This window comes from Bilophila sp. T19-St14 (assembly GCF_059728385.1).
This window is the reverse complement of record NZ_BAAGFT010000001.1, coordinates 2,421,967-2,438,471: the sequence shown is the minus strand read 5'-3', so window position 1 is coordinate 2,438,471 and position 16,505 is coordinate 2,421,967. Positions and strand designations below refer to the sequence as shown.

Annotated in this window: 11 protein-coding genes and 1 tRNA gene; 2 read left to right on the top strand and 10 right to left on the bottom strand. The window is 59.6% G+C overall.

The window, feature by feature from the left end; all coding sequences use genetic code 11:
* Positions 1-1,116: 1,116 nt before the first annotated feature.
* Both asnS and AC6I1V_RS10255 read right to left on the bottom strand, forming a co-directional pair.
* Positions 1,117-2,499, bottom strand: a complete 1,383-nt coding sequence (gene asnS, locus AC6I1V_RS10260) for an asparagine--tRNA ligase (RefSeq protein WP_486853599.1) — start codon at positions 2,497-2,499, stop codon at positions 1,117-1,119.
* Positions 2,500-2,520: 21 nt separating this feature from the next.
* Positions 2,521-3,165, bottom strand: a complete 645-nt coding sequence (locus tag AC6I1V_RS10255) for a DedA family protein (RefSeq protein ID WP_302552047.1) — start codon at positions 3,163-3,165, stop codon at positions 2,521-2,523.
* 271 nt (positions 3,166-3,436) lie between these two features.
* Here AC6I1V_RS10255 and AC6I1V_RS10250 point away from each other — a divergent pair.
* Positions 3,437-3,512 (top strand) — tRNA-Thr (locus tag AC6I1V_RS10250).
* A 731-nt stretch (positions 3,513-4,243) separates the two neighbouring features.
* Positions 4,244-5,017 carry an IclR family transcriptional regulator gene (locus AC6I1V_RS10245; protein ID WP_302552048.1) on the top strand — a complete coding sequence of 258 codons (774 nt, stop codon included), beginning with the start codon at positions 4,244-4,246 and terminating at the stop codon, positions 5,015-5,017.
* A gap of 80 nt (positions 5,018-5,097) precedes the next feature.
* On the opposite strand, the gene AC6I1V_RS10240 is transcribed toward AC6I1V_RS10245, so the two are convergent.
* The 8 genes from AC6I1V_RS10240 to AC6I1V_RS10205 form a co-directional block, all read right to left on the bottom strand.
* Positions 5,098-6,381: a TRAP transporter large permease gene (locus tag AC6I1V_RS10240; protein ID WP_302552049.1), complete on the bottom strand. Its 1,284-nt coding sequence runs from the start codon at positions 6,379-6,381 to the stop codon at positions 5,098-5,100.
* 54 nt (positions 6,382-6,435) lie between these two features.
* Positions 6,436-6,945 (bottom strand): TRAP transporter small permease, encoded by a 510-nt coding sequence (locus AC6I1V_RS10235; protein WP_302552050.1) that lies wholly within the window; start codon positions 6,943-6,945, stop codon positions 6,436-6,438.
* Positions 6,946-7,010: 65 nt separating this feature from the next.
* The gene (locus AC6I1V_RS10230; RefSeq protein WP_486853598.1) at positions 7,011-8,045 is read right to left on the bottom strand and encodes a TRAP transporter substrate-binding protein; all 1,035 of its coding nucleotides are present in this window, start codon (positions 8,043-8,045) and stop codon (positions 7,011-7,013) included.
* 781 nt (positions 8,046-8,826) lie between these two features.
* A complete protein-coding gene (locus AC6I1V_RS10225) occupies positions 8,827-11,196 on the bottom strand; it encodes a glycyl radical protein (RefSeq protein ID WP_484057619.1) in 2,370 nt (789 codons plus the stop codon).
* A 41-nt stretch (positions 11,197-11,237) separates the two neighbouring features.
* Positions 11,238-12,293 carry an ABC transporter substrate-binding protein gene (locus AC6I1V_RS10220; protein ID WP_486853597.1) on the bottom strand — a complete coding sequence of 352 codons (1,056 nt, stop codon included), beginning with the start codon at positions 12,291-12,293 and terminating at the stop codon, positions 11,238-11,240.
* Between the two features lie 54 nt (positions 12,294-12,347).
* Positions 12,348-14,732 (bottom strand): glycyl radical protein, encoded by a 2,385-nt coding sequence (locus tag AC6I1V_RS10215; RefSeq protein ID WP_308770598.1) that lies wholly within the window; start codon positions 14,730-14,732, stop codon positions 12,348-12,350.
* A 32-nt stretch (positions 14,733-14,764) separates the two neighbouring features.
* A complete protein-coding gene (locus AC6I1V_RS10210; protein ID WP_486853596.1) occupies positions 14,765-15,685 on the bottom strand; it encodes a glycyl-radical enzyme activating protein in 921 nt (306 codons plus the stop codon).
* Positions 15,686-15,695: 10 nt separating this feature from the next.
* On the bottom strand, positions 15,696-16,499 hold the full coding sequence (locus tag AC6I1V_RS10205) for an SDR family oxidoreductase (protein ID WP_486853595.1): 804 nt from the start codon (positions 16,497-16,499) through the stop codon (positions 15,696-15,698).
* Between the last annotated feature and the right edge of the window lie 6 nt (positions 16,500-16,505).

Sequence of the window (16,505 nt, the reverse complement as noted above, 5' to 3'; positions counted from 1 at the left end):
ACCTCATTTTCATGCCGCGGCATATCTTTTTGGCTGTGCCATAGAAAACGGTTGATGCTTTATTTCTTGAAATTACAAAGGAATAACCAATAAATGCGTCCTTCATGGAGTCCGTCAGCGGAAAAATTGGAGAAAAAGTCTCTATTTTCAGCATCCTACTAAAATAAAACGACCATATGCTATGACAGAGCCTTTCATTTTCACAGTACCGTGAAAAATACAGCCTTTTTCGTCGGCGGGTTCTCTGGTTGAGATATTTTCCGGTTACCTCTTTGAAACCTCAGAAAAAAAGCTGTGTCATAGAAAATGATTGATGCTTTTTCCTTGAAGTTCCAAAGGAACAACCAACAAACTGCCTTAGCCATTGATTTCGCCAAGGGGAAAACCGGATAAAAAGACTGTATTTCCAGCATACTGTGTAGATAAAACAACCATATCTGACAGGGCTTTTTGCAAAAAGCCCCTTCCCCGGCCCACTCCGGTAAAAACTTCGACAAATGGGGAGGGGACGCAAAAGAAGTCCATTCCGCTCACGGCCTGTACCCCTATTCTTTTCCCTTAAAAACAAGGCCCTGTTATAGCATCTTGTTGTTTTATCTGCGCGCTATTTGAAGAAAAGAAAGCCTTTCCCCCATTTTGCCGCCGATGGACTTCATGATTGGGGCATTTTACCGGCTATTTCTTTGGAATTTCAAAAAGGCTGTGTTATAGAAAATGGTTGATGCTTTTTTCCTTGAAGGTCCAAAGGGATAACCGGCAAAATGCCTTAGCCGTGGATCCCGCCAAGGGGAAAATCGGAGAAAAAGGCTGTATTTTCACAGCACTGTGGAGATGAAACAACCACAAACTATAACAGAGCCTTCAAAAAAGAAAACATCGGCCGTTTTCTATGACACAGCCCCCAAAAAACGCAAAAAATACCTTCCCTGAAACAGCCCTTCCCCCAAAACAGACAATCCCCGTCACCATCCTCCGCCGGAACGAACTCCCTCCGCGCCGCCTCCCCACCAGTCAAAAGTCTTTGGAGGGAGAGGGGTGGGGTTTGGGGAGGGGGGAGGGAACCTTTCCTCAGAAAGGTTCCCTCCCCCCTCCCCAATATCATTCCATCATCTCCGCCTAGAACTCCAACGAGCCGGGCGTGCGGGGGAACGGAAGCACGTCGCGGATGTTGGAAATGCCGGTAAGCATCATGACGAGGCGCTCGAAGCCCATCCCGAAACCGGAATGCGGAACCGATCCGAAACGGCGCAGATCCAGATACCACCAATAGCCAGCGGGATCCTGATTCATCTCGCGGATACGGTTTTCGAGCACGTCAAGGCGCTCCTCGCGCTGGCTGCCTCCGATGAGCTCACCGATACGGGGCACCAGCACATCCATCGCGGCCACAGTCTCGTGGTCGTCGTTCTGGCGCATGTAGAACGCCTTGATCCCCTTGGGATAATCATACACCGCCACCGGGCGCTTGAAATACTCCTCGGCAAGGAAACGCTCGTGCTCGGTCTGCAAATCGAGGCCAAACTTGGCGGGGTACTCAAAATGCTTCCCGCTCGCCTTCAGAATGTCGATGGCCTCACGGTAGGAACAGCGCGCAAAGGGCTGCGCCACCATACCTTTGAGGCGATCCACCAGCCCCTTGTCCACAAAACGATCGAACAAATCGATATCGTCGGCACGGCGTTCGAGAACCCGGTTGATCACAAAACAGGTCAAGCCCTCTGCCAGATCCATGTTGTCGTTGATATCCGTAAAGGCCACTTCCGGCTCAATCATCCAAAATTCCGCGGCATGGCGCGGGGTATTGGAATTTTCGGCGCGGAAGGTCGGGCCGAACGTGTAGACTTTGCCGAGGCCAAGGGCCAGCGCTTCGGCCTCAAGCTGGCCGGAAACGGTCAAGCTGCATTCCTTGCCGAAAAAGTCCTGCGCATAGGGGTTTTCGCCGGGCTTCGCGGGGGCGTTCGGGGGCAGGGTCGTCACCCGGAACATTTCGCCCGCACCTTCGCAGTCGGATCCCGTCAGGATGGGCGTATGCACATAATAAAACCCGTTCCGATAGAAAAAGTCGTGCACGGCGTGCGCGGCTTCGGCACGGATGCGGAAGGCCGCCCCGTATTTGTTGGTACGGGAACGCAAGTGCGCGATAGTGCGCAGGAATTCGTCTGAATGGCGCTTTTTCTGGAGCGGGAAGGTTTCAGGATCGGCAAGGCCGAACACGGTCATGTCCTTGGCCCGCACTTCCCATTTCTGCCCCTTGCCGGGCGACTCGACGAGTTCGCCCGTAACGGCGACGCACGCGCCCGTGTTGACGCCTTCCAGCTTCTCCCATGCGGCGGTGCCTTCATCGACAATACACTGGATATTGCCGAGGCAGGAACCATCGTTGAGTTCGAGGAACGAAAAGCCTTTGGCATCACGGCGGGTTCTGACCCAGCCGCCGATACGGATTTCAGGCACGGCGGACGCCGCACCGAGAGCTTCAGCTACAGGAGTACGCAGCATAGAGCCTCCTTACATTATACGTTATTTCTTGATTTTTGCCCGTATGAACTCGATAACCACAGGCAGAACCGAAACGATGATGATGCCGTAAATGACGACACTAAAATTATTCTTTACAATCGGTATGTTGCCAAGGAAGTACCCGGCGGAAACCAGCCCCACCACCCAGAGGACGGCCCCGGTGATGTTGAAGGACAGGAACTTGACCGGGGACATGAGCGCGATCCCCGCCACAAACGGCGCAAAGGTACGCACGATGGGGATGAACCGGGCCAAGATGATGGCCTTGCCGCCGTGCCGTTCGTAAAACGCATGGGCCTTGAGCAAGTGCTCCTTGTTCAGAAACCGTGTCTCCCGGCTGAATATGCTTGGCCCCACATGCCGGCCGATTTCATAGTTCACGGCATCTCCAAGGACAGCCGCAGCCAGCAGGATAAGCATACACACAGGATAACTGAGATGCCCGGCCCCGGCCACGGTTCCCGCCGCGAACAGCAGCGAGTCCCCCGGCAGGAACGGCGTCACCACAAGGCCGGTTTCACAGAACACGACGATAAACAGAAAAAGATACAGCAATACCCCATATTCCGCGACAAGCGCAAAAAGGTGCTGATCGATATGCAGAACAAACGAAATCGCCTGTTCAAAAAAAGAAAGATCCGTCATGAAAAGTCCTGACCACGCAAATACAGGTTTGAAACGGCTTGGAAAACAGCGCACAGGATACGGACAGACCTGTGGAGAATCAAGCCCTGATCGCCCCTTCAAACACCCGTAACCCGTTTGTCACAATCCCCCTTTACGGCCCGCCTGCGCCCCTGCCGCCGTGGGTACCGCCAACCCTCCCCCAACCTTTTGTTCCCCCAAAAGAAAAAGGGCTTGACTTTAAAACGGGGACAAGCTATTGATTCCCCCTGTATCGACCACTGGTCAATGCGCCAGCATAGCTCAGCTGGTAGAGCAACTGATTCGTAATCAGTAGGTCCACGGTTCAAATCCGCGTGCTGGCTCCAGAGATTACAAGGGTTTACCCTCAAGTGGGGATAAACCCTTTTTTCTTTGGCTGTGTCATAGAAAATGGTTGATGCTTTTTCCCTTGAAGTTCCAAAGGAATAATCGGCAAAATACCTTAGCTATGCATTCCGCCAAGGGGAAAGCTGGAGGAAGAGGCTGTATTTTTTACCGTGCTGTGGAGATGAAACAGCCACATACCATGACAGAGCCTTTTCTTTTCCGTTCAGTGCAGGCCTACGGAAAGGCATCCGCCGCACCTCCTTTGCCGGGCCCCTCCCCTCTTCTCTCGAAAACCGCCGCCCACGGCTGTGGGCAAAGCGCTGCGCCTTCGCCCGGAACGCAGCAAACTATACAAGCCGGAAAAAAGGCTCCCCCGCTCCTTCCCTCCACAGCACCCTGCACAGACGCCGTTTTGTGAAACGATTTCAGAAGGTAAAAAAAGCGTATAAAAACGCGGCAAAAAAAGGTAACTTCCTTCTTGCAGGCAGGGCGGGCAAAGGCCGTACAAGCAGCGGTGTGCCGAGCAGGAAAAGCAGCGGCCCCGCGAGGGAGGCGGGACTTTCAGATGAAGGCCGGGCCGCCTTAGGAAGAAGAGAAGAGAAGAGAAGAGAAGAGATGTTCATCAGGCCGGATTCCCGTTTCCGCCGCGGAGGGCTCGCCGCCTTGCCGAATGGGGAGCGCCCACGCAGAACAGCCCCATCCACGCGACCTTAAATCAACGGACAAAACGATGGCACGAAACAGCACGGCTCTGGTTCAGACGTTCGAGAAGGGCTTGCAGCTTTTGGAGTACCTTGTTGAGCACAAGGTCGTCTCCGTAACCAGCATCGCCAAACTGATGGGTATCCAAAAAAGCGCAAGCTACCGCTTCCTGAATACGCTGCGGCTGCACGGGTACGTCGAGCAGGACCAGCACAACAACTACATTCTGACCGACAAGGTCTCCAAAATGGGGAACGGCATCGTCCCCCGCATGGAATTCCGCCACATCGTCTCCCGGTTCCTCGACGAGCTGGCCAAGCGCAACTGCAAGGACGGCATCTGCAATCTGGGCAAGTGGAACGGCAAGGAGATCGTCTACGAAGTCCAGAGTGCGAACTTTGAATACGTCCAGTACAGCGTCGGACGGACGGTTCCGGCCTACTGTTCCGCCCTCGGCAAGGCCATCCTTGCCCACCTGCCGGAAGCAGCCCTCGCCACCTACATCCAGCGGACGCCGATGGAGGGCTTCACCGAAAAGACCTGCACCACGGAAGAGCGGCTGCGCGCCGAGCTGCAGGAAGTCAGGGAACGGGGCTACGCGATCATGGACGGCGAACTGTACCTGCCGCTCAAGGGCCTCGCCGTTCCGCTCCTCTCTGGAGACGGGCGGATCAAATATGCCATCAGCGCCACACGCACGCAGTACGGCCCCATTGACTCCCTCATCGAAGACATGCTGGTGCCACTTCAGGAAACCGCCCACGACATCGTGGAGTATATAAAGTTCTACCATTTCGATTAGCTTCGCGCACGCCCGAAGACAAAGGCTCCCGGCCCCACGAACTGTGAGGCCGGGAGCCTTTGTCTGGAGGCATCGGGCGATCAGCGCATCGCTTCGACGAGGAACAGGGAAATCTGCGGGAACAGCGTCACCAGAGCGAGCGTCAGCACCTGCACGCCAAGGAACAGCCATGCCTCGCGCATGATGAGCCCGATCTTGACCTTGCAGATCGGGGCCGCAATCCAGAGCTGCGGCCCCATCGGAGGCGTCACTTCCCCGATGATGGAACAGAACACGGCAAGCGCGCCGTACAGGGCGGGGTCGATGCCGAGCGCGTTGACGCTGGGGAGGAACAGCGGCAGCACGATGACCACCATCGGGAAGCTGGAGAAGAAAAAGCCCATGACCAACAGCAGGCCCTGCACGGCGAACAGGAAGGTTACAGGCCCCAGTTCCATGCCGATGACCCATTCGCAGATCATCTGCGGCAGCCCGACGTAGCCGAGCACGCGTCCGAACAGATCGCCGCCGATGACCAGAAAATAAATCATGCTGCTCAGGCGCACGGTTTCCACCAGCGCATCCATGAACACCTTCCAGTTGACGCCGCGATAGATGACGACGCCGAGGAACAGCGAATAGGCGCACGCCACGGATGCGGCCTGTGTCGGGCTGAAAATGCCGGAGTAGATGCCGCCGAGCACGATCAGGGGCATGAGGATGATAGGGAACGCCTTCTTGAAGGACTCCACCCGCTGAGCGAACGTGGCCCTGACGCCGCTCTGATAGCCGCGCTTCTTGGAAATCCAGATGGACGTCAGGCACATCAGGAACGCGGCCAGCAGGCCGGGGCCCACGCCAGCCGCAAAGAGGTCGGCGACGGAAACGCGGTTGCTCGCTCCAAACACAATCATGAACACGCTGGGCGGGATGACAGCCCCAAGCCCGGCTGAAGTCACGGCGAGCCCTGCGGCGAATGCCCGCGAGTAGCCCGAATCGGCCATCATAGGCACGAAGATCGTCCCGATGATCGCCAAACAGGCCGTCGCAGAACCGGAAATCGATCCGAGGAAGGCCGCGAAGATGCAGATAGCCACAGCCATACCGCCGGGGAGATGCCCGACCAGCCGGTTCATGAAGTCGCGCAGGTAACCCATGCCTCCACTGGCAAGGATCAGGTTGCCCGCCAGAATGAAGAACGGCATCGCCAGCATCGGATAGCTGCTGATGGTGGTGAAAAAGACCTGCGAGACGTTGCCCAGCGGAAATCCCATGGTGTGGATCATGATCGCTATCGAGCCGATGCTGAACGTCACGGCGAGCGGCGAACCCAGCAGGAACAGAAAGACAATGGACGCCAGGGCCAGATAATCGAAGAGTTCCATCCCGTACTCCTGAAGTTAAGCCGGAATCATGGCGAATCCGCGTGAGTGCGACGGCTATTCGTCTGCCTGACTGTCCGCCTTGGCGTAGTTCGTCCTGACGACGGTCACAAGCTGGTATACGGCGAAGATCGTGAACAGGAACATGCCGATGGGTATGCAGCTTTCGACAAGCCAACGCGGTACGGAAATGCAGCGGATGATGTTCATGTTGAACTCATAGCACTGCAAGGTGAACACCACGCCGCCCCATGTGATGACGGCGCCGAAGGCGATGGTGGCGAGACAGTTGACGATTTCGCACACCTTGCGCGGAAGGCCGTGCAGATGCTCACGCACCATGTCCACCGAAACGTGATCGCCGTCGGGCAGAATGGGCCCCGCCAGCATCATGACGGACCAAATGGTGAGCCAAATCGGGATGTCGTACATCAGGTCGATGGAGAAGTGGAACACCGAACGGCAGATGACTTCCGCAAAATTGATGCCGACGCCGATAAAGAAGACGATGCCCCAAAGTTCAACCCAGCGCCGCTTCAGCCGCAGAAGGATCGAAGGCGTTTCCATGACGTTTCCCCTTTGCCGTTGAGGTGGATCCGTCCGGGGCGGAAGGAGCCGCCCCGGACAGGAGGCTACTTCTTGGAGGCCGTGCTGCTGACGGCTTCGAGGAGGGCGGGATTGAGATCCTTGACAAACGCTTCGGTGGACGACTTCAGGACGGCTTCCCATTCGGCGCGGGCTTCGGGGGTCAGCTTGACCAGGACGGTATCCGGGTTTTCATCCCACCACTTGAGGATTTCGAGCTGACGCTTTTCAAAATACTGGTGCACATCCGTGCAGGCGATGGTGAATTCGATGGCTTCGCGTTCGGCCTTGGGCAGCCCGTTCCACCACTTGGCGTTGACCACGAGGGCCTGCGGGCACAAGCCGAAGGGGATGGGGAACATGTACTTGGTCAGGCGGGGCAGGTCATAGTAGGTGTAACCGAAAATATCGTTGGTCAGGCCCTCGATCATGTTCGTCTGGAGCGCGGACACGACTTCGGTATACGGCAGGGCCACACCCACGAGGCCGAGGGCGTCGAACGCGTTGGAATAGGACTTCTGGCCCGCGTAGCGAATCTTCTGCCCCTTAAGGGCGGCGAGTGAGTCGGCGGGGCCGGTCTTCGTCCAAAGCCAGAAGTTGCCGATGGAGTTCGTCCACTTCAGAATCTTGAAGCCCTTGGTCTTTTCAAGCTCTTCCTGCTTCGCCTTCCATGCCGGGGTTTCCATCGTCCGCAGGAAATGCTCGAAACTCTCGAATACGCCGGGAGCCGTGACCAGCCGCCAGTCGGGGTCAAACTGCTCAATGAACTGCGGCAGGGTATAGGTGAACTGACCGGCGCCGGTCGCCACCGCATTCAGGGCGTCGGCGGGCGACTTCACCACGTCGCCTACCCAGCGCATCTTGTACTTCCCGCGCAGGGCGGGATGGTTCTGCATATTGAAATCAAGCGCGCCGTAATAGATGCCTACGGCCTGCCCTTCGGCGTAGGTGGAAGCGGAGCTGTAGGGTTCGGGGAAGAGGAGCTTGACCTCCTTGGGAGCGGCCGCGGCGGAGCCGAGGAACATACTGAACGAAAGCGCACAAACACCGAGTGCTCGACAGGTACTCTTGAAAAGCTTCATCCGGTTTCTCCTCATTGGGGCGTTGAGTGATGCGTTCAGGCCGATTGAACCGGCCAGCCTGCTGATCCGTAAGTATGAAAAACGTCCTGCGGCGGATCGTTTCCATCACACATGAAATCCCATGACGCCGGTTGTGGAAGACAGAGCGTTGCGCCTCGCCGAAGTGGAACGGCTGAAGCCGCGTCCGGGGTATTCGAGAGCCTATATTTTATTTTAAGCAACTATGTTCTTTTTTTATGAACATACGCTTCACAAAATACCGTGTCAAGAGAAGTGACAAGAAAATGTGAAAAAGCTCTCAATAGGGCGGCATGGCATCCTTTTTTCCACGCACCTCTGCCATACCCTCCTTCTTTGGGCCGTAGGGTACGGGAGAATGCCAGACCGAAGCATCCGGGATGCGTCGACGGCACGCAAAAGGCATGGGGCAGGAAAGCTGCGGCGACGTAAAGGGGAGGAACCGGACAGGGAGAGGGGCAGGCAGGCAGGCTTTCGGACTCCGCACCATCGGGAACCCTCCGGCGACCGTGCCTGCTTCATGGGTGCTGAACCGCAAAAGGATGCGCCGACGAGCACGTCTCGGCCTTGGGGAAAAGACACGAACCAAACGCGCGCGAACGCCCTCCCGCCCTTTGCCGGCCCTTCGGAGGACATCACCCGACGACATACCGCCGCCCCGTTCCGTCTTTCGGCTTTGCCTCCGTGAATGCCTCCGGGCACGCGAGGAGCCCCCGCGCCGACAGCGTGAGGGCTCCTCAGGGACGCGGGTTCGCGCCGTGCGCTAAAGCTCGTGCGGAATGCGGCTGATGATGTCCTCCTGCATTTCCTTGCTCAATTCGACGAAATACGCGCTGTATCCCGCCACGCGCACGAGGAGCGACCGGTATTCGTCAGGATGCTTCTGGGCGCAGCGCAGCACCTCCTGCCCTACGATGTTGAACTGGATGTGGAAGAGATCCAAATCCAAAAAGCTCCGCAGGAAGGAGACAAGCCGGAATCGGCCCTGCTCGCCCTCCACGGTGCTCGGCGTGAACCGCACGTTGAGCAGGAGCCCGCCGTCATAATCCACATGCGGGAACTTGGACATGGACTTGATGAGGGCCGTGGGGCCGTTCCTGTCGCGGCCCTGACAGGCGGAAATGCCGTCCGCGAGCGGAAAGCCCGCCAACCGACCCGAAGGCAGAGCGCTCACGCTCGCCCCCTGCGGGATGTTCGAGGTAATCGGGATGATCGTCATCATCCGGGGGTTACCGAGCAGGCCGCGCGTCCCGCCGAAGGTCTGGGACAGAAAGTCCGTCAATTCCCCGGCGAAAACGTCGGCGTCGTCATCGTCGTTGCCCCACTTGGGCGCGTCCTCGACAAGCATACGGCGGACTGCCTCGTATCCCTCGAAATTGGCCCGGATCGCCTCGACCAGCCGGGACATGGGCAGCCTGCCCTCGCGGAACACCAGCTTTTGGACGGCGGCCATCGAATCGATGAAGTCCCCAAACCCGTTGGCGTTCATGCCCGGCCCCCAGTTGTACCGCGCCCCGCCCTGCATGAGGTGCCTGCCCTTCTCCACGCAGTCCAGCGTGACGAGGGAGGCCAGCGGCAAGGGAAGATGTTCCAGATGCAGCCGCTCGAACAGGCTCATCACCAGCGAGAAATGCCGGATGATGTGCCCAAGCTGGCCGTACACCGCCTCCCGGAAATCGTCGAAAGTCTGGAAAGTGACCGGATCCGGGGTCCGCAGGCCGACCTGTTCGCCCGTCTTGAGGTGAACGCCGCGGGTCAGGGCGAACTCAATGGCGGAGGCCAGATTGTAGTGCCCGCCCGAAGTCCACTGGGAGGTCATGCCCGGAATGTCCGGTTCGACGCAGCCGTGCAGGGCCCAGTCACGGGCCGCCCGCGAGGGTACCCCCTTGCGCATGACCATCATGGTGCCCACATCGTCGCTGTGGATGGCGGGAAAGCCCGTACCGGTCTGCACGCACTCCGCAACCTTATGGAAAAACTCTTCAGGATTCTTGCGGCTGAGGCGCACGGACAGCGAAGGCTGCGCCATCCGTACATGGATGGTCGCGTCCAGCATCATATAAGAAAGCGGATTCACGGCATCGTTGCCGTTCACATCCACACCGCCGACGCACAGGTTGTGGAAGGGGCAGTACCCCGCATAGTCCCGCGCGCTCTCGTCCGTCTGATACCAAAGCTGCTCGCCAAGCTTGATCCAAAAGCATTCGAGCAACTCCTGCGCCGCGTCGTCGGTAAGAAGGCCATCCGCCTTGTCCCTCAAAAAGAAAGGATAAAGGTACTGATCAAGGCGGCCTATGGAATAGCCGCCGCCGTTCCCCTCGATGAACAGGCCGCATAGGGTGAAATAGACCTGCTGGATCGCGTCCCGGAAAGTGGCGGGCGCGCCCACGGCGAGGCGGCGGCAGGTTTCGGCGATGTCCCGCAATTCAGACGCCCGGACGGGATCGGCTTCGGCGGCGGCCAGCTCCCCGGCCTTTTCGGCGTACCGCGCCGCCAGCGTCTCCATGCCTTCGCAGGTGATGGCGGCGGCCCGCCAGAAGTCGCGGCGCTCAAGGTTGCGCACGTCGGTGAGATCCAACGCGGCAAGCGCGGCCTCGGCTTCGCGCCTGATCCCGGAGTACCCCTTCACGAACAGGTGATCCCGGAAATTCGGGGTCAGCTCCGAAGGCGTGGACTCCACCTTGACGCCGCAGTCCACCACCCCGCCGACACGGATGATCGCCATCGTATCTTCGGGCACCTGTTTTTCCCAGATGTCTCGGAGCGACTTGCCCACCCAGTAGGGATGGATGATCTCGCGGTACTGCGCCTTCTGTTCCTCAGTGATGTCGTAGGGATCCTGCGGGCGATCCCGCATGGTCTCCAGCTCAAGCACGAACCAGTTGTTCGACAGCTCCGGCGTGATGCAGGCCTGCCGGGCCTTCGCGCCCGCATTGCCGACAATCAGCTCCTGCGGCTGGATGGTGATCGTCTTGGTGCGGCATGTCTCCCGGAAACTCTTGGCGCGCCGCAGGATCAGCGCCTCGCCTTCCGTCTCCCGGAAAACCCGGGTCTTCGCCAGCGCCGCCTCCAGACACACGGAGGGGCGGTTCAGGAAAAACTGCTGCCTGAGAAACTTGATCCGCGGAAACATGGGACATCTCCTTCGCCCGGAACATTCCGGGCGGCATAGGCTCACTGCACGGCGGCCCCTTCGAGGAACCGAGACGTCACAAACGGCGTCCGCTCCAGTTCACGGACCTGACGGCGGCTCAACGCGCCCGTCGCCTCGTGGAAGCGGATCACGTCCTCAATCCAGAAGTGGAGCAGTCCGCCCTCGGCACGGCTTCGGAACAGCTTCCGCTGTTCGTCCGCCGCCAGAAACCGGTGCGTGTCCAGATCACCAAGAGCGACCGCTTCGGAAACCGGCTGCCCGGAGAACATCTCCATGAACCTCCGGTACAGCGGGACGAGTTCGTCCTCCGGCATGGCGAGGATTGCGTCTACGGCCCTAAGATACGCCCTCATGAAGGCTTCGACCTGCGCGGGGTTCGCCTCCGCGAACTTACGGTCGGCGATGAGCAGGATAGGCTGGGTGATGCCGCATTCCCGCCCGGAGACCAGCCGCCGCAACCCAAGGGCGTCGGCCTTGTAGGTGTCCGGGGCCCACAGTACGACCGCATCGCCCATACCGCCGGTGAACGCCTTGAGCGCCTCCTCCGGCTTCGTGTCTATGACGATGGACTCCGCATCGCTCGTGCCGAGCCGTTCCAGCCAAAAATACAGCAACTGGTGCGCGCTGGTTCCCATGGGCGCGAGCACGGTCTTTCCCTGCATGGCCGCGGCGCTGCCGTAGAGTTCGGGATAGCCGGGGTTCTCACCCTTCAGCTTCAGCAAGGGGCTGTCCGGGCGCACGTAAACGGCGTTCGCCGCAGTCTCATCCGCAGCCACCCCAATGACGGAAACCTGCCCGCTGAGGATGCCGAACACGGCGGCGGCCCCGCCGCACGCGCCGATCACGCACCCGGAGCGCCGCATGTTGTCCACCAGATTTTTCCCGGTGGGAAACACCTTGCATTCCAGCGAAACGCCGTTCTCCACATCCCACTTCCGTTCATGTGCATACCATGCGGCGAAGGCTTCGTATTCGGAAAGCCACGCCGTCCGCAGGGTGACGGGCGACGCGGGGGCAAGGCCGGGTACAGTCAGCGCCACGGCCACGACAAGGGCGAGCAGACGGACGAACAACACGGGATACCTCGCTTTGCAAGGCCGCACCCCCGCACGGAGGCGCGGCCGGATTGGCTAGAGTTCATGGGCCGTGCGGCTCAGGATGTCTTCCTGAATCTCGCGGCTCAGCTCGACGAAATAGGCGCTGTAGCCCGCGACGCGGACGAGCAGGCTCTTGTAGTCCTCAGGGGCCCGCTGCGCGCAGCGCAAAACCTCATGGCTGACCACATTGAACTGAATATGGAACACGTCGAGGTCGAGGAAGGTCTTCAGGAAGGCGGACAGGCGCCGCTTGCCTTCTTCCCCGGCGACCACGGCGGGGGTCAGCTTGATGTTCAGGAGCGTCCCGCCGTCGATGCAGTCGTGGGGCAGCTTGCCGAGCGACTGGAGGATCGCGGTTGGGCCGAGCCTGTCCATGCCCTGCGAGGGCGAGCAGCCGTCCGCAAGAGGCTTGCCTGCCTTGCGTCCCGAAGGCAGGGCGGCGACGGACAGGCCCTGCGGCACATTCGACGAGACGGGGTACAGCGCGGGCAGCTTGGGATTGCCGAGCTTGCCGCGGTATGTGCCGATTTCCTTGATGATGGCGTCAAACAGCTTCGTCATGTTGATGTCGGCCTCGTCGTTGTTGTTGCCCCACTTGGGCGCGTCCTCAATGAGCATACGGCGGATGTGCTCGCAGCCCTCAAAGTCGGCCCTGACCGCAGCGACAAGATCGGCCATTGAAATGCGCTTGTCCTCGAATACGATCTTCCGCACCGCCGTCACGGAATCCACGAAGTCCGCAAGGCCGTTGCCGTTCATGCCGGGGCCGGTGTTGAACTCGGCCCCGCCGTGGGTAAGGTCGCAGCCCTTTTCGATGCAGCCGGTGAGCAGCATGGAGGCCACGGGATTCGGCAGGTATTCGTAGTGCAGCTGTTCCAACAGATTCTGAGACACGGAGAACTGGTGCAGCAGGAAACGCAATTGCTTGTATACGGCCTCCTCAAACTGCTCATAAGTCGTGAACGTCGAGGCGTCCCCGGTGTCCGCGCCGAGCTTCTTGCCGCTCTTGAGGTGTACGCCGTTGGTCAAGGCGAACTCCACCACGCTGCCGAGGTTGTAGTGCCCGGCCGAACTCCACTGGTAATGGCGTCCGGCAAGCTGCGCCTCCACGCACCCGATAGGCGCCCAGTCGCGGGCAAGGTGGGCGGGGATGCCCTTCTTAAGCAGCATCTTGTAGCCGACCTCGTCGCTGAAGATGGCCGGGAAACCGGATCCGGTCTGCACCAGCTCGGCAATCTTGAGGAAAAACTCCTCAGGATTCTTCTTGCTCAGACGCACGGACAACGAGGGCTGAACCATCTGTACGTCGATGCTCGCCTGCAGCATGAGGTAGCTCAGTTCGTTGACGGCGTCGCGGCCATAGGTATCAAGGCCGCCCAGCGCGATGTTCTGGAAGGCGCAGAAACCTGAGTAGTGCTTCGCGGCGGGCTCGTTCCAGTACCAAATCTGCTCGCCGAACTTCACCCACAGGCTTTCGATGACTTCAAGGGCATCCTCATCGCTCAGGCCGCGTTCCCGATCCCTGCGGTAATAGGGGATCAGATACTGATCGAGCAGGCCCGGCGAATAGCCGCCCGCGTTGCCTTCGATAAAGAGGCCGACGAAGATGAAATAGGTAAGCTGCAAGGCTTCGTGCAGCGTGTCCGGGGGATTGTGGGCGATCCGGCCGCACACGGCGGCGATGCGTTCGAGGTCACGGCGGCGGGCGTCGTCAGCCCCTTCCATGAGTTCGCGGGCCTTTTGGGCGTGGCGTTCGCACAAAAGGCTGAACCCTTCGCAGCAGATGATCACGGCCTGCCAAAAATCACGCTTTGAAAAGTTCTCGATGTCGTTGAAGTCCAGCCCGGCGAGGTTTTCGGCGGCCTTGCGCTTGATCCCGTCGAAGCCGAGGGGCAGGACGAGCTGATGAAGGGCCGGAACCATGTCGCCGGGGGTACACTCGATCTTCACGTCATTGTCGCAGATGCCGCCGACGGAGAACAGCTCATGGACATCCTTCGGGGCGCGCGCGTCCCAGAAATCCCGGAGCGTCTTGCCCTTCCAGTAGGGATAGATTTCCTCACGATAGAGCCGCTTCTGTTCTTCCGTGATCTGGTAGGGATCCTGCGGGCGTGTGCTCATCGTATCCAATTCGTTGTAGAACCAATTGTTCGAGAGCTCAGGATTCACATGGATGCTGCGCGCCACGGCCCCGGCGTTGCCGACGATGAGCTCGTCCGGCTGGATGGTGATGGTCTTGGTTTCGCAATGCCGCTTGAAGACCTTGGCCCGGCGGATGACCATCGGCTCACTTTCGGTTTCCTGAAACACGCGGGTCGCGGTCAGAGCGCCCTCGATGCAGACGCTCGGCTTGTGGGAAAAGAACTGCTTCTTGAGGCGCATGATCCGTTCGAGACGGGCTTCCTTGGTGAGAGACATCGTCATTCTCCTTTCATTTCAAGAGTTGCCGATCAGGCAACGCACAACACCTTCACATGACCCGCGTGCTCCCGGACGCGGCCGACGGCGGCGGCGACGGCGTCCCGGGCGGGGGGAGGGACATCGCCCAGAGTATAACCGCGCCCGAGCATGTCATATTTGTTCTTGCCGAGGCGGTGGTAGGGCAGCAACTCCAGATCGGCGATGCCCTCAAGCCCGGCTGCGAACGCGCCGTACCGATCGAGATGTTCCGGGGCGTCATTCAGGCCGGGAATGAGCGGAAGGCGCAGATGGATGCGTACGTTTCCGCCCTTTTCGCGGCCCAGACGCCGGATGTTGTCCAGAATCAGCGCATTGGGTTGACCAGTAAGCCGCCTGTGTGCCTCGTCGTCGAGGTGCTTCACGTCAAAAAAGATGTGATCCATCACGTCGGCAAGGGCCAGCAGGCGTTCGTACGGCGCAAACCCCGACGTTTCCATCGCCGTGTTGATGCCGAGCCTCCGACAGCGTTCCGCCAGTTCCACGGCGAATGCGGACTGCGACAGAACCTCCCCGCCGGAAAAGGTCACACCGCCCCCGGAGTTGCGGTAGAACAACATGTCGCCCTTGAGGATGTCGAAGACCTCTTCAACGGTATATTCGCTCCCGGCCATGACCAGCGCCTTTCCGGGACATTCGCGGGCACAAAGGCCGCAGTCGTCGCACAGCTCCCGGTCGATGACCGGCGCCTTCCCCGGTTCAAAGGCCACGGCCCCCTTCGGACACACCCGGGCACAAAGGCCGCAGCCGAGACAGTCGTCGGCCTTTTGCAGCAGTTCCTTCGGCATACGCTGCGTCGTCGGGTTGGAGCACCACAGGCAGCGCAGCGGACAGCCCTTGAAAAAGACCGTCGTCCGCATGCCGGGGCCGTCATGCAGGCAATAGTGCTGAATATTCTCGATAAGCGCCTTCATGCCGATACTCCTACAACGTCAGGCTGTCGTATTCTTCCCGGTGACGTTCGCGCAACGCGTACAATTTGGCGATCTCGACGCTGCCGCGCCGCTCCACGTCCTTTGCGCATTCCAGCAGCACGTCCATGACCCGGACGGGACGGCGCAGGGACAGCAGCCAGCGGACGGTGACGGCAATGTCCTCAGGCTGGATCATCTCTTCAGGAGCCAGCGACGCCCCTTCGCCCGCGGCCATATCGGTATTCACCCAGCCGGGGCACAGAGTCGTGATCGCGATGCCCTTGGCGGAGAGGTCGCGGAACGCGGATTCGCCGAGCCCGACCAGCCCGAACTTGGAGGCCGAATAGCCGCCAAGGTTGGCCACGGCGACCTTGCCGTTGCGCGAGGCCACGTTGACGATATGGCCACCGCCCTGCCGTTCCATAATCGGCACGATTTCCTGCATGAACACGAAGGGCGCCCGCAGGTTGACCTCGAACAGCCGCGTGAACGTGGCGGCGTCCAGATCGAAAGTCCCCGGAATGCTGATCCCAGCCCCGTTGAACAGGAAATCGATCCGCCCGCAGTCCCCAAGGATATCCCTGACCACCGTGCGGATGGCGACGACATCAGACACGTCGGCGGCGTAGATGCCGGGAACAGTTTCGCCTTCGAGGGCGTGCGCCCGGACGATTTCTTCCTTCGCGGCCTCAAGGTTCCCACGATTGCGGGCGACAAGCTGAACCCGATAGCCCAGCGACGCTAGTTCGTGCGCAACGGCCTTGCCGATGCCTCGGCTGCCTCCGGTAACGACGGCGACGGGAGTCGGTTGCATACGCTT